This is a genomic window from Virgibacillus natechei, from assembly GCF_026013645.1.
Classification (GTDB): domain Bacteria; phylum Bacillota; class Bacilli; order Bacillales; family Amphibacillaceae; genus Virgibacillus_L; species Virgibacillus_L natechei.
Genome location: NZ_CP110224.1, coordinates 2,251,184 through 2,266,113 on the forward strand (window position 1 = coordinate 2,251,184; position 14,930 = coordinate 2,266,113).

Consider the following 14,930-nt stretch of genomic DNA (forward strand, 5'->3'; position numbering starts at 1 on the left):
ACTTTTACTTATCCTGGAAATTAGGTTTACGTTTCTCAATAAAAGCCTGCACGCCTTCTTTTGCGTCATCTGAACCGAATACCTTACCAAATGCTTTAGCTTCTGCTTGTACGCCTTTGGAAAACTGTTCTGTTTTTGCATATGGTATTAAGTTCATAATACTATTTATTGAAACACTACTTTTCTCCGCGATCTTACTTACTAGTTTCATAGTTTCATGATCGAGTTCCTCAGGTTTTACGACTTTATTAGCAAGTCCAAGCGATTGTGCTTCACCCCCACTGATAGGTTCCCCGGTCAGTATCATTTCGTAAGCTTTAGCTGTTCCAACATATTGCGGCAACCGCTGTGTTCCCGCAAATCCAGGAATAATCCCCAAGGTGGTTTCTGGAAGGCCTAGTTTAGCATTTTCCGTAACAACCCTTATATGACAAGCCATTGCAAGCTCCAGTCCGCCACCTAAGGCTGCGCCATGAATGGATGCAATAACCGGAATTGAAAAGTGTTCAATTCGATCAAATAATTGCTGTCCCTTTTCTGCTAGCACTTCATAATCGGCTGCATTTTGTAAAGAAGTAAATTCTTTAATATCTGCACCTGCAGAGAAAAACTTCCCTTCTCCCTTCAATACAATTGCTTTAATAGCAGTATTTTGTGCGATACCATCAAGCTTTTCAGCAAGATCATAAATTAATGTGCTAGATAATGCGTTTGCTGGTGGACTTTGGATTGTTAAATAAGCTACATGGTCCTTCAATTCATATGCAATAGTCAAAGATATTAACTCCTTTCCCTAATGATTAATGTAAATTATACACTCATAAATTATTTTACAGTAAGTCCGTTCGATAATAAAGTATGAATAGTCGGTGCCTGTTTAACTAAATCGTACTTTCCGTCTTTCATTATCCAATTTGTTACAATTTCATCAATTGTTCCGAATATCATTTGACGTACAAGACGAATGTTTAGATCATCCCGAAAGATATTCTCTTCCATGCCTTCTTTGACTATCTCATCAATAACGGCCAGGTAAGGTTTTAATACTTTATTTATTTGCTGACGTAAAGCTGAATTGGATTGCCTTAATTCCAATTGCGTAACGATTGCTAAATGATGATCCTCTGAAAGCTGACGTAAATGCATCTCTACTAACGTAAACAATTTTTCATTTGCTTTTTGCTTTTCATTAATCCCTTCTACAATCCGTTCAATGAATTGACCCATTTTCTCTTCAAATACAGAAACAAGGATATCTTCTTTATTCTTAAAATAAAGATAGATCGTCCCATCTGCCACCCCCGCTTTATTGGCAATCTTGGAAACCTGTGAAGCATGATAGCCATTTTCGGCTATTACTATGACTGCCGCTTCAATTATTTGATTGTATTTTGGTTTTGACTTTTTCATGTTATTCTCCTTGAATCTAACAATAATAAATGAATGAATAATCATTCATTTATTATTCTAAAGACATTTATTAAGTTTGTCAATGAAAATACTTGTACATTTCGTTTTTAGAAAGCTTGGCTTATCACCAAGCCTTTAGGCGAATGTCCTAGCTCGCATTTATGCAGAAGTTTATACTTGCCTATCACCATAAAAAGAGCGGTGGGTCAAGTGGTTTGACTTGCTATATTTTTTTCTTCTTTTTCCTCTTCAACTAACTGTCGTTTCAAGATCTTACCTACAGCTGTTTTAGGTAATTCTTCCCGAAAATCATATATTCTGGGAACTTTAAATGATGCAAGATTTTCTCTACAATGCGTATTTAATTCTTCTTCTGTGACGGTATATCCATCCTTTAATACCACATAAGCTTTCACTGTTTCTCCACGATATGGATCTGGTATACCTGCGACAACTGCTTCTTGAATGCATTCATGTTCATAAAGTACTTCTTCAACCTCTCGTGGATAAATATTATAACCACCTGCTATTATGATGTCTTTTTTGCGATCTACTACATAAAAATATCCATCCTCATCTACATAACCAAGGTCACCCGTGTATAACCAACCATTTTTTAAAACATTATCTGTTTCTTCTTGATTATTCCAATAACCCCTCATAATTTGCGGACCTTTTACAGCGATTTCTCCTACTTCACCTGTATTCGCCTCTTCACCTGATTCCATTGAAAAAATCTTTGAGTCTGTATCCGGCCATGGCACTCCGATACTTCCATTCACACGATTACCCCAGACAAAATTTGCATGCGTAACTGGTGACGATTCCGTTAGCCCATATCCTTCCACTAGACTACCGCCTGTTATCTTTTCAAATTGTTCCTGCACGTCGATTGGCAACGGTGCAGAGCCACTTATGCAAGCCTGAATTGATGATAAATCATATTTGTTTAAATCAGGGTGACTCAACAGACCAACATAGATTGTTGGCGCTCCAGGAAATAACGTTGGTTTTAACTTTTCAATTGTTTTTAATACTTTTTCTGCATCAAAATTAGGTAAAAGAATCATTTTCGATCCTTGCATAATCGACATATTCATTACGGTCGTCATACCATAAACATGGAAAAATGGCAGCACACCTAATACAATTTCTTCTCCGTCTTTTGTTTTATGAAGCCAAGCCTTGCACATTTGAACATTAGCTACCAAATTATAATGTGTTAGCATGACCCCTTTTGGATTCCCCGTTGTTCCACCTGTGTATTGTAATAAGGCTAAATCCTCTACCGGATCAATTTCAACCTCGTCATAATTCTCAGATGTCTGAGCAATCATTTGCTTCCAGACATGTGTCTCTTCGCTCTGCTCTACTTTTACAACCATGTTATATTGCTTTTTTTGTATAAATGGATATACGAGATTTTTCGGAAATGGTAAATAATCTTTAATTCCTGTAACAATGGTATGTTTCAGTTCGGTATTACCACGTACATTTGTTACTCTCGGTAATAAAATATCTAAGCAAACAATGAAACTCGCGCCAGAATCCTTGAGTTGATACTCCAATTCTCGCTCTTTATACAACGGATTGGTTTGTACAACTATTGCTCCAGCCATAAGTGTTGCATAGTAACTAATAACTGCTTGGGGGGAATTGGGTAACATGACAGCAACTTTATCTCCTTTACGTAACCCCAAGGATTGCATGTAGTTAGCCATTTTTTTAGATTGTGAATAAAGCTCTTGGAAACTTAGTTCTTTCCCTTCAAAATAAAGCGCTTTCTTTTCACCGTAACGTTCAGCACTTTCCTCCAAAAAAGCATGCAATGACTTCTCCTCATAGTCAATCGTGGTCGGTATTTCCGGTGGATAATGCGATTGCCAATTTTTCACTTGTTCCATAATGATTCCTCCTTCTATATTATATTATACACTTATTATAACGATTAATTTCTATTTTTTGAAATTTTAGCTTCTTTTTTAAGAAAAACAATATTATACCAAGTACACAATTCCAATTACCACAAATAAAAACGCCACGATGAAGCAAATTTTAATTAATGTTTCCAATGTATTCTCCCCTTAAATAACAAGACAATGATACCCCGTACACAAGTTGTACAGTGTATCATTATCCCAAATTGAAATCTGGCAATTAATGAAATTCAATAATAGTTACACCACTTCCACCCTCACCCGAGGATCCAGCTCTTGATGCTCTAATACTTGGATGTTTGTTTACAAACTCCTGCACACCTTTTCGTAGTGCGCCAGTTCCTTTGCCGTGAATAATGGAAACCTTTGAATATCCAGCAAGCAGTGTATCATCGATATATTTTTCCAATTTAAATAATGCATTTTCAAAGCGTTCGCCCCGTAAATCCAGTTCTGTTTTCACATGGGTATTTGAACCTTTAATCGTCGCTACTGGTTTTTCAACTTTTTCTTTTTGCTTCTCAACGAGTTGGAGATCCTTATGCTTTACTTTAACTTTCATCATCCCAACCTGTACGAGATATTCCTTCTCACTAACTTTTTCCAGCACGGTCCCTATTTGATTTACCTTTAACAATTTAACTTCATCACCTAAAGTTATTTCTACATTCGTTAGGCTTGGCTTATGTTTATGGGTATCCTTAGCTTGTTTGCTGGATAGATTAGGAACGGCATCTTCCAGCATTTTCTTCGCTTCGATCCATTCATGTTCTTTTAATTGTGTATTGGTTTTCATTGAACGAACTTCATCAACGATTAATTCTGCCTCTTCACGAGCTTTAGTCAGTGCCTTCTCTGCTTTTTCTTCTGCTTTCTTATATAAATCTTCCCGCTTTTGCTCAAACTGTTTCCAATACTTACGAATATCATCCCTTAGATTTTCACTCTCGAGTAAAATTTGATGCGCTTCCTGGTAATCTTTCTCTGCATCCAATTGAGACTTTTCCAAAGAGGCGATCATATTTTCAACACTTGTTGAATCTACACCTACATGATCTTTAGCCTGTTCAATAACAACATCACTTAAACCCAAACGTTTGGATATTTCAAAAGCATTACTTCTCCCTGGAACGCCTATCAATAAACGGTAGGTTGGTTTAAGTGTTTCGATATCAAACTCGACAGATGCGTTCACAACGTTCTCCCTGTTGTATCCATAGGCTTTCAGTTCAGGGTAGTGCGTAGTAGCTAATATAATGGCATTCCTCGATACGGTTTCATCCAAAATCGACATCGCCAACGCAGCACCTTCTTGTGGATCAGTGCCGGCACCCAGCTCATCAAATAATACAAGTGTTTTATGGTCGACATGTTCTAAAATATCGACAATATTTGTCATATGAGAAGAGAATGTACTTAAGTCCTGTTCAATCGACTGCTCATCCCCAATGTCTGCAAACACATTTTCAAATACAGCCATTTCACATCCATCTAATGCAGGGATTTGTAAACCAGATTGAGTCATTAATGTACATAATCCTACCATTTTTAAGGTAACTGTTTTCCCGCCTGTATTTGGTCCTGTAATGACAATTGACGTATATGCTTCTCCTATTTCCACATCATTTGCAACTACTTCATCCATTGAAATCAACGGATGCCGTGCTTGTTTCATTTTAATAATACCTTTATCATTCATTTTTGGCATTGCAGCTTTCATTTGCTGTCCAAGCTTGGCACGAGCAAACATGAAATCAATCTTGCCTAATACCATAACATTCTCATGTAAAAATGTTTCCTCGCTTGCTATGAGTTCACTTATTTCCTGTAAAATTTGTTCAATTTCCTGTTTTTCTTTTATCCTAGCTTCTTGTAATTGGTTATTAAGGTCCACGACAGCTTTAGGTTCCATAAATAAAGTTTGGCCTGAAGCTGACTGATCGTGAACAATTCCTCCAATAGAACCACGATGCTCTTGTTTAACAGGTAGTACATATCGTTCATTTCTTATGGTGATGATAGAATCTGATAGCATGCTGCTGTTTGATTTTGTATAACTATCCAGTTTGTCACGCACTCTACTTTCAAATGTACGAATGGAGGAACGAATACTACGAAGTTTTTGAGAAGCACTATCCATCACATGACCATGATCGTCAATACAGCTTTTGATATACTTTTCCAAATCCTTTAACGGGGAGATTTGCATGACAAGACCTCTTAGAATTGGGATCTCTTCCTCTTCGTCCATATCCTCAATAAAACGTTTGACTTGTCTTCCACCATAAATTGTATTGGCAACATCAAGGGCTTCCCCTGTACCCAAAACACCACCTATCTGGCTTCTTGTAAGACTCGCTCTAATATCGGAAATTCCACCTAATGGTATAGTGAAGTTCATGCGCACAATTTGCGCAGCTTCGTCGGTTTCCTTTTGCAATTCTTGAACTTCCGTTATGTCCGTAGATGGTTTTAGTTTAGAGGACAAGTCTTTGCCTAAAGAAGTTGCTGCCTGGTTATTTAATTGCTCAATTATCTTTTGGAATTCCAGTACACGGAGAATTCTATCGTTCATACCTACATACTCCTTTTATTTATGAAACTCTGACTAACCCTAAATTCTAGACCTCTACTCTGTCAATAATACTTTTCTAGTTACTTATTACGGTTAAAGTAATCAATAAGTTTTTCTTTTGACCATGTATTCATTATCGTTTCTTTTTGCAGCCAGCCTTTTCTTGCAGTCCCAACACCATATTTCATATGGTCAAGCATCTCGTAACTATGAGCATCTGTATTCACCGCTAATGTAACACCCAATTCTTGAGCTTTACGCGCCCATTCTGAAGAGATATCTAACCTATTAGGGTTTGCATTAATTTCAAGTGCCGTTTCTGTTTCCTTTGCTCGTTGCATTAATTTTTCTAAATCAACATTATAACCATCACGTCGTCCGATCAATCGGCCAGTTGGATGAGCAATGATGGATACATATGGATTGTCAAGTGCTGCATATAATCGATCCATGATTTTATCTTGGCTCTGATTAAAACTCGAGTGGATAGCTCCGATTACAATATCCATTTCCCGTAGAAATTCAGTTGAAAAATCAAGGTTTCCGTCTGGTAAAATATCCATTTCTACACCGGAAAATATATGAATATCCTGATACGTTTCATTTAATTTAGCTATTTCCTCACGTTGTCTTCGCAGTCTCGTCTCATCCAATCCGCCTGCAACCCGTAAATACTTAGAGTGGTCTGTAATTGCCATAAATTCATACCCCATATGACGTACCTGATTCACCATTTCTTCTAATGACTGTGCGCCATCACTCCAAGTTGTGTGCATATGTAAATCACCACGAATGTCACCTAATTCTATAAGCGGCATATTTTTCTCAAATGCTTCCACCTCTCCTGTATTCTCCCTCACTTCCGGAGGAATATAGGTTAATCCAAAGTGATTGTAAAATTCTTTTTCTGTGGAGAAGGTCATAACCGTATTGGATTCTTCAATTTCGATTCCATACTCATTTATTTTTTCTCCACGCGCTTTAGCGAGTTGTCGCATTGCAACATTATGATCCTTTGAGCCAGTAAAATGATGAAGCGTGGAAGCAAATTCACTACTGGTAACAAGTCGGAAGTCCACATTAATATCATAAATATCATCTAGAATGATCGATACTTTTGTGTCCCCTTTTGCAATAACTTCCTTTACATGATCCATCTCCAATAGAGTGTCCCGGACTTTCTGAGGTTGTTTCGTTGCAATGATGAAATCAATATCTTTAATCGTTTCGCGCATTCTACGTAGACTTCCAGCACGAGAGTAGTTTTCCACTTCAGCAATATGATGTATATATGTTTCAATCTTTTCTGCAATTGGAAGCATTAAAGCAATTGGTAAACGCTCCGGACGTTTTCCTGATTCTTCCAGAGCTGTTATTATTTTCTCTACCGACTTTTTACCAAATCCTGCTAGTTTCTCTACTTCCCCATTTTCACATACTGTTTTTAATGTCTCTCTATCTGTAACGTTAAGTTCTTGATACAATTTAGCTAATTTTTTTCCACCTAAACCAGGAAGTTCAAGTAATGGTAGCAAGCCTTTAGGAATTTCTTGTTCCAATTCTTGCAACGTTTCGGATGTTCCCGTTTGGATATACGCTTCGATTACAGTACTGGTTCCTTTTCCGATTCCCTTTAATTTCGTAAAATCATCGATGCGCTCCAATGAGCGGTCATCTCTTTCAAGCGCTTGGGCTGCATTTCGATAGGCAGAAATTTTAAACGGGCTTTCCCCTTTTAGTTCCTGATAAACTGCTATTTTTTCGAGTAGTTTAATAACATCTTTTTTATTTATAGTCATCTCGTTTTCACCTGCTTTATTAGTATCTGCTTATCCTTTTAAGAGAGACGGACTCGACGAAGGTAAATACAATTTGTACAACACATACAAATGTCTCTCCTACATTGATTCAACCTCATTAAAAAGGATTAATTCTAGTTATTAAATAAGTTGGGCACATGTGTAAACCATAAATCAGTTATTTTATCTGAAAAATATGGTGTGTTCTCTATTATAAATAATGCTATAAATGAATTATTTATCCATGATTGTATTCCTTCAACAGGGGTTAAAGCAAGGATGTAAAGAACAATGAAAAGAATAAGGTAAATTTCTAAAAAACCTAAAACTGCACCCAGTATTTTATTAATAGATTTTAACACAGGTAAATATGCTACGAAGTCGAGCATTGAAGCTATAATTTGTAATAATATTTTAACAGCAAAGAAAATGATGGCAAAAGCAATTGCATTGTAAAATCCGCTTTCGAGTGGGAGGGATTGAAGGAATTCAGCCCATGCACTGTCATTGGATATCTGTGGGTATGGTATCCACAGTGAAATCCGTTCTCCAAGAACATCGTAGTAGAGAACAGCAACAATGAATGCTACAACAAAACCGACTAAATGAAATAATTGTAAAATGAACCCTCTTCGTAAACCAATTAAAAAACCCAAAATCAGTAATACGATTAAAATTAAATCAAACATACTTTATTTATCCTCTTTCCTATTTAACGAACCTGCCAATTTAGCATAGTCCTCTTTAAGTTTTAAATAATCATTCATTGTATTGACAGCAGTAAGAACAGCAAGTTTCGTTGTATCAAGATTTTCATTCTTTTCTTGAATGTCCCTCATTTTTTGGTCTACCAAACTTGCAACCATTTCTACGTGGCTTGCAGATTCTTCGCCAATTATTGTGTAAGATTTATTGTGTATCTCTACTGTCACGCGTTTTTTATTGTTATGAGCCACACTGGTATCCTCCTGCCTGAGAAAAATTGTTCACCTAATAATAACATGAAGTGAAGCAATTAGGAAATTAGGAAGCATATGGCTTCTAACCCCTAATTTATCACAGTTTAACGGGTAGTAAAACTACTCCCACCTCAAAAATGGAGTAAGACGAAAATTTCAGGTGGGAGTTAACTGCCCGTATAAGCCCGATTGGTTCAACTAATATTCAGTGGGGAGAACAAAACCTCCACTGAATGAAGTTTCACTTTATGTTTTTATCATTTCAATATTAAAGGTGTTTTTCTATCGTTTATATATTCGAATGGACAAAAGCACGTGCATATTTATAGAAAAACGATACGGTCCCTAAAGGCCGTATCGTTTTTCATCTATTATTATGATCGAACATGTGCATTAAATTTAGTATTTACGGTCTCTATAATTTTTTGATAGGATTCTTCTACTTCATGGTCTTTCAATGTTTTATCAGGGTGCTGATAGAGTAAGCTATAAGCGATCGATTTCTTACCTTCGGCTAAATTATCACCTTGATAAACATCAAAAATTTGCACGTTTTTCACAAGTGGTGCCCCTATTTCTTCGATCGTAGACTTTACTTCACCTGCTACTACATGATCATCTAAGGTGAAAGCAATATCTCGTGTAACAGATGGATATTTTGGTATTTGATTATAGCTTGGCTCATTGTTGTAAGCTGCAAATACCTCCTCCATGTTCACATCAAACACATACGTTTCTTTTACATTCCTATTTTTCGCCTGGATTGGATGTAATTGGCCAACGAAGCCAATGGTTTTATTATGAACAACTACTGTTGCACATCTGCCAGGATGCATTTTAGGAAGCTTTGCTTGTTCAAATGTAACCGGAATGTTTAGATAATCAAATAACCCTTCTACGATTCCTTTCACAACATAAAAATCTACTTCCTTCTTCTCTTGTTGCCATTGGTGTTCCAGCCACTTTCCTGTTAATGCTCCGGCTAATCGTAAGTGTTCGTCTGGTTGTTCTGTTACCTCTTTTTCATTTGAAATAAATATGGAACCAAGTTCGTAATAGCTCAGGTCTATTTGATTTCTGGCCTGATTATAAGCTAATGTGCTTAATAATTCCGGCAATATGCTTAAACGCAGATATTTATGATCCTCACTCATTGGCATTGCTAGTTCAACAGGTTTCGGATCTTTAGCCTTAATTTCTGGACTGATTAATGTTGAAATATAATGCTTGTTTGTTAAAGAATATGTCATCGTTTCCATCAGCCCGACGCTTTGCAGATAGTTTTTCACATTTCGCTTTAATTGTTGACGCTCAGTTAGCGATCCGGCATGTGATGCTCCCATTGGCAATGTGAATGGTAAATTATCATACCCATAAATCCGGGCAACTTCTTCTAACATATCTTCAAATATCTTAATATCCTGACGCCGTGTAGGTGCATAGACGATAAAGTCTTTATCATTCTGCCTGAAATTGAAACGGAGCTTATTTAAAATATGGACGATTTCTACGGTTGAAATTGCTGTTCCCAGTCGGTTGTTAATTTCATCCACATTCATTTCTACTGTTTTTTCTGTATAATTCAGTTGATCAATTTCAACAGCGTTTCCAAGAACTTCTCCTTCGGCATATTGCTGTAACAACTGGCAGGCTCTAAGTCCCGCAGCCTTCACACGGTTAGGATCAATACCTTTTTCAAAACGGCTACTCGATTCACTGCGTAACCCCGTATCTTGCACTGTTTTTCGTACAGCAGTTGGTGCAAAATAGGCCGCTTCCAATAAAACAGTTGTGGTTTCTTCCGTTACTTCAGTACTTGCTCCCCCCATCACACCAGCTAGCGCAATAGGATCATTTCCATCCGTTATCACAAGGTGATCTTTTGATAAAATTCGTTCTTTTTCATCTAGTGTAACTAGCTTTTCTCCTTGCTTAGCTGTTCGCACCAGTATTTTTTCAGATTGAAGTCGATCGTAATCAAAAGCATGTAACGGTTGTCCGTATTCAAGTAATACATAATTTGTAATATCAACAACATTGTTGATCGGACGAATCCCGGAAGCCATCAAATAGTTAGCAATCCATGGTGGGGAAGGTTTTATTACAAGATTTTTAATCATAAATGCGCCATAATACGGATTCAAATCAGTATCTTCGATCTCTACATTAATGTACGCGTTCGCGTCCTCGTCACTTACTTCCACATCTTCATCCGGCAGGAGAATCGGTTTATCTAAAATTGCAGCTACTTCATAAGCGACACCCAGCATAGACAAACTGTCAGCCCGGTTTGGGGTTAAATCAAATTCCAGTACAGCATCATCCAAATTTAATAATGGACTAACACTTTCACCGATGATGGCATCGTCAGGAAGAACAACGATTCCATCTGTGATATCTTTTGGCAGGTATTGTTCTTTCAGTCCTAGTTCTTGCATGGAACAAATCATACCATTTGATTCCACACCACGTAATTTCGTTTTTTTGATTTTAAAATTTCCAGGTAAAACAGAACCAGGCTGAGCGACAGCTACCTTTTGGCCTTGCATGATATTTGGAGCTCCGCATATGATTTGTAGTTTTTCTTCACCAACATCGACGCTGCAAAGGCTTAGCTTATCCGCATTAGGGTGTCTTTCACAGGTTTCGACATAACCAATAACCACGTCGTTGCTTTTTTCAGCTATATATTCAATTCCATCTACTTCAATCCCGGATTTAGTGATTTTTTCAGCCAGTTCCTCTGGGGTTAGATTTCCTAAATCAACATAATTTCTTAACCAGTTTAATGATACGAACATCGTCATTTACCTCCTACGCATTATGATACTGTTTTAAAAATCGTTTATCGTTCGTATAAAATTGGCGAATATCATCCACACCATATTTCAACATAGCAATACGATCAGGGCCCATACCAAACGCAAATCCACTATATATTTCGGGATCATATCCAGCCATTTCCAAGACATTTGGATGAACCATTCCGCCACCTAAAATTTCAATCCAACCCGTTTTTTTACATATGGAACAACCTGCTCCTTCACAAACCTTGCATGAAATATCCATCTCAACGGAAGGCTCTGTAAATGGGAAAAAGCTTGGTCGCAGCCTTATTTCACGGTCCTCTCCAAACATTTTCTTTGCGAATACATCTAATATTCCTTTCAAGTCACTCATGCGGACATTCTTATCGACATAAAGGCCTTCGATTTGTGTGAATTGATGAGAATGTGTCGCATCATCCGTGTCACGTCTGTAAACTTTTCCAGGACAAATCATTTTCACAGAACTATCACCATCATAGCCAAGCATGGTTCTTGCTTGTACTGGAGACGTATGTGTACGTAATAACAAATCATTTGTAATGTAAAATGTATCATGCATATCTCTTGCAGGGTGCCCTTCTGGTAAATTTAATGCTTCGAAATTAAAATAATCCGTTTCTACTTCAGGACCTTCCCTTACCTCAAATCCCATTCCAATAAATAAATCCTCTATCTCTTCAATGATGTTTGTTAATAAATGTGGTCCACCTACTTGTACAGGTCGTCCAGGTAACGTAACATCAATCGCCTCTGTTTCCAATTGTTTTTCCAGTGCTTCTGATTCAAGTTTGTCGTTTTTCTCATCCAGCGCATCCGTGATCGTCTCTCTTACACGGTTGGCAATTTCACCAACTACGGGCCGTTCTTCTGCAGGTAGCTTTCCCATCCCTCTTAATACGCTAGTTAAAGAACCTTTTTTTCCTAAATATGTAACTTTAATAGCTTGAAGCTCTTTCATTTCTTGGGAATTATCTATACTTTCCAGTGCTTCTTTTTGAATTGCTTCTAATTGATCTTTCATCTAAAATTACCTCCTTCATATAAAAAAAGCCTAATCCCTAGAAAAGGGACGAGGCTTTTATTCGCGGTACCACCCTTGTTGACACATATATGTATCCAACTCAAAAAATGATAACGGATTAAACATCCGGAACACCTTTACTCCCTTTGTGTAAGGTCCAAGTGTCAGCTCCAGAGTGAAATAATAACATTTAATACGACGGAAATACTCTCAGTCCAGGTATTTCCTCCCTTTCTCGCTGCTAATTGCTATTTGGCTCTTTCAAGGCTTTATTACTATTAATATATATTATAAGTATTTTACTTGTAGCTTGCAACCATTTTTACGTGGTACATTAAAATACCTGCTGCCACACTCACATTAAGGGACTCGGCTTTTCCATATATTGGAATATTAACAATAGTGTCTGCTAGTTGTAATAATTCACTTTGAACTCCCGCACCTTCATTCCCGACAATTAATGCTACCTTTTCAGAGACCTCCACTTCATTATAGCTCCGTGCATTCATAAGTGCAGTAGCCCATACATTAAATCCATTCTTCTTTAATTGAACGATTTCTTCTTGAAGATTTGCTTGATAAATTGGAATATGAAAAATAGATCCTTGTGTTGAACGGATTACTTTATCATTATACAAATCAACGGTTTCATTACCTAAGACAATTCCACTAAATCCACTGGCATCAGCGGTTCTAATGATTGTTCCCAAATTTCCAGGATCCTGTACCGAATCAATCAGAAGCATATGATTACCAGTCCACTTATCAGGGAAATGTATACCCACAACTGCAGCTATTCCCTGTGGGGTTTTTGTTTGAGATATATGTTGAAAAACATGATCGCTTACCACTTCAATAGAGAATTCCGTGCTCCAATCTGGTAATTCAATCGTATCTTGAACAATAATCTCCAGAATCGTCCAATCACTATCCTTAGCTTCTTCAAGTAAATGAAGACCTTCAATGAGAAACGTTCCTGAATCCGTACGCTCTTTTCTTTTATGTAACTTACGCCACGCCTTGACCTTATTATTTTTCACTGATGTAATCATATTTTTTTCAGTCCTATCCATTATTTCTACTATGATCATACATATTTTGACTAGTAGCGGTCAAACTATCCTTAGAAGAATTTAATAAAAGAGGTGAAGCAAATGGATCTAAATTTACGAAAAGCAATTCTATCCAATATTTCTACAAATGATCAAGATCAACTGGAAGCCACCATCTCAGAAGCAATTCAAGATGGAGAAGAGAAAATGCTGCCAGGACTAGGGGTTATGTTTGAATTAATCTGGAAACAATCAGCTGATCAGGACAAACAAGAAATGGTGGATGCATTAGAACAAGGTGTCAAACAAGCTGTAGACACAGAATAATAAAGTAAAAGAGATAGATGCTATTATGCATCTGTCTCTTTTGAAAAAACCTCAGCTGCCGCCTCATTTTTCCAGAGGCTAGAAGTCAGGGGGCGGATTGGTAGAAATCGGCGCAATAGCCGATTTCACTATCTAAACCTTCTAGCCGAATAAGTAATGATCTCTTATCTTTTTAGAAAATCCGTATAATTTTGCATCTGCTAAAGAAAACAAGATACATATTGCTTTTATAAATCCCTAAGGGTAAAATAGATTTATGCTCTAAAAGGGAGATTTTTATATGGAAATAAGAAATTTACAGCAAATAGTCCAAAACAAAACGACGTCTCATTTAACACCTACTGATTCATCCACCCAGCAATCCCCGTTTATCAGCACATTTGAACAAATGTTTCAGCAAAAATTAAGCGAGACGAGAGCACGTAGTAGTATACCAATGCAGCAGCATAATTTTGGAAGCAGTGTCGAAAATACATATCCATTTTATAATACTACAGGAATTGCAAACCCTGTATCCCCAACGCAATTTGATAACAATATTACTCAATCAGCCAGAAAGTATGGTATTGACGAGAAGCTCATTCATTCTGTTATTGAGGCAGAATCCAATTATAATGCAAATGCCAAAAGCCATGCTGGGGCAGAAGGGTTGATGCAATTAATGCCTGAAACAGCAAAAGGACTCGGAGTTACCAATTCGTTTGATCCAGGGCAAAATATAGATGGTGGTACAAAATATTTAAGTCAAATGCTAAATCGTTATAATGGTAACGTTAAATTATCCCTAGCTGCATATAACGCAGGACCAGGAAATGTGGATAAATACCAGGGAATCCCACCATTTGATGAAACACAGAATTATGTACAAAAAGTGATGAATTCATACCAAGCATAGCAAAGGCTGTCCAAAGGACAGCCTTTACTTTATGCCAGGGCAAGGAGGTAGGTATTTCCGCAGCGGGGTAAAAGTATCATCCTTCATTTCAAGTTCGTCTTTTATATCAACTCCGAAAATTTAAAAG

General features: G+C 37.2%; 12 protein-coding genes and 1 other annotated feature. Of the genes, 2 read left to right on the top strand and 10 right to left on the bottom strand.

From position 1 onward, the window contains the following. Positions 1-4 precede the first annotated feature (4 nt). The 10 genes from OLD84_RS11785 to OLD84_RS11830 form a co-directional block, all read right to left on the bottom strand. The gene (locus OLD84_RS11785) at positions 5-775 is read right to left on the bottom strand and encodes an enoyl-CoA hydratase (RefSeq protein WP_209462057.1); all 771 of its coding nucleotides are present in this window, start codon (positions 773-775) and stop codon (positions 5-7) included. A gap of 50 nt (positions 776-825) precedes the next feature. Then, complete coding sequence (locus OLD84_RS11790) at positions 826-1,410, bottom strand: fatty acid metabolism transcriptional regulator FadR (protein ID WP_209462058.1); 585 nt, start codon at positions 1,408-1,410, stop codon at positions 826-828. Between the two features lie 206 nt (positions 1,411-1,616). Then, the gene (locus tag OLD84_RS11795; RefSeq protein ID WP_209462059.1) at positions 1,617-3,314 is read right to left on the bottom strand and encodes a long-chain-fatty-acid--CoA ligase; all 1,698 of its coding nucleotides are present in this window, start codon (positions 3,312-3,314) and stop codon (positions 1,617-1,619) included. Between the two features lie 253 nt (positions 3,315-3,567). Further along, positions 3,568-5,922, bottom strand: a complete 2,355-nt coding sequence (locus OLD84_RS11800) for an endonuclease MutS2 (protein WP_209462060.1) — start codon at positions 5,920-5,922, stop codon at positions 3,568-3,570. A gap of 80 nt (positions 5,923-6,002) precedes the next feature. Then, the gene (gene polX, locus OLD84_RS11805) at positions 6,003-7,721 is read right to left on the bottom strand and encodes a DNA polymerase/3'-5' exonuclease PolX (RefSeq protein WP_209462061.1); all 1,719 of its coding nucleotides are present in this window, start codon (positions 7,719-7,721) and stop codon (positions 6,003-6,005) included. Between the two features lie 134 nt (positions 7,722-7,855). After that, the gene (locus tag OLD84_RS11810; protein ID WP_209462062.1) at positions 7,856-8,410 is read right to left on the bottom strand and encodes a CvpA family protein; all 555 of its coding nucleotides are present in this window, start codon (positions 8,408-8,410) and stop codon (positions 7,856-7,858) included. Positions 8,411-8,413: 3 nt separating this feature from the next. Continuing rightward, a complete protein-coding gene (zapA, locus tag OLD84_RS11815; RefSeq protein ID WP_209462063.1) occupies positions 8,414-8,677 on the bottom strand; it encodes a cell division protein ZapA in 264 nt (87 codons plus the stop codon). A gap of 377 nt (positions 8,678-9,054) precedes the next feature. Beyond that, positions 9,055-11,481, bottom strand: coding sequence for a phenylalanine--tRNA ligase subunit beta (gene pheT / locus OLD84_RS11820; RefSeq protein WP_209462064.1), 2,427 nt, complete (start codon positions 11,479-11,481; stop codon positions 9,055-9,057). A 13-nt stretch (positions 11,482-11,494) separates the two neighbouring features. Then, entirely contained in the window at positions 11,495-12,529 is a 1,035-nt protein-coding gene (gene pheS / locus OLD84_RS11825; RefSeq protein WP_209462065.1) for a phenylalanine--tRNA ligase subunit alpha, read from the bottom strand. Positions 12,530-12,570: 41 nt separating this feature from the next. Next, positions 12,571-12,803, bottom strand: a binding site (T-box leader). A 25-nt stretch (positions 12,804-12,828) separates the two neighbouring features. Beyond that, complete coding sequence (locus tag OLD84_RS11830; RefSeq protein WP_209462066.1) at positions 12,829-13,581, bottom strand: TrmH family RNA methyltransferase; 753 nt, start codon at positions 13,579-13,581, stop codon at positions 12,829-12,831. Positions 13,582-13,683: 102 nt separating this feature from the next. On the opposite strand from OLD84_RS11830, the gene sspI reads away from it, so the two are divergent. Both sspI and OLD84_RS19330 read left to right on the top strand, forming a co-directional pair. After that, on the top strand, positions 13,684-13,908 hold the full coding sequence (gene sspI / locus OLD84_RS11835) for a small acid-soluble spore protein SspI (protein WP_209462067.1): 225 nt from the start codon (positions 13,684-13,686) through the stop codon (positions 13,906-13,908). Positions 13,909-14,188: 280 nt separating this feature from the next. Continuing rightward, entirely contained in the window at positions 14,189-14,803 is a 615-nt protein-coding gene (locus OLD84_RS19330; protein ID WP_209462068.1) for a lytic transglycosylase domain-containing protein, read from the top strand. Positions 14,804-14,930 lie beyond the last annotated feature (127 nt).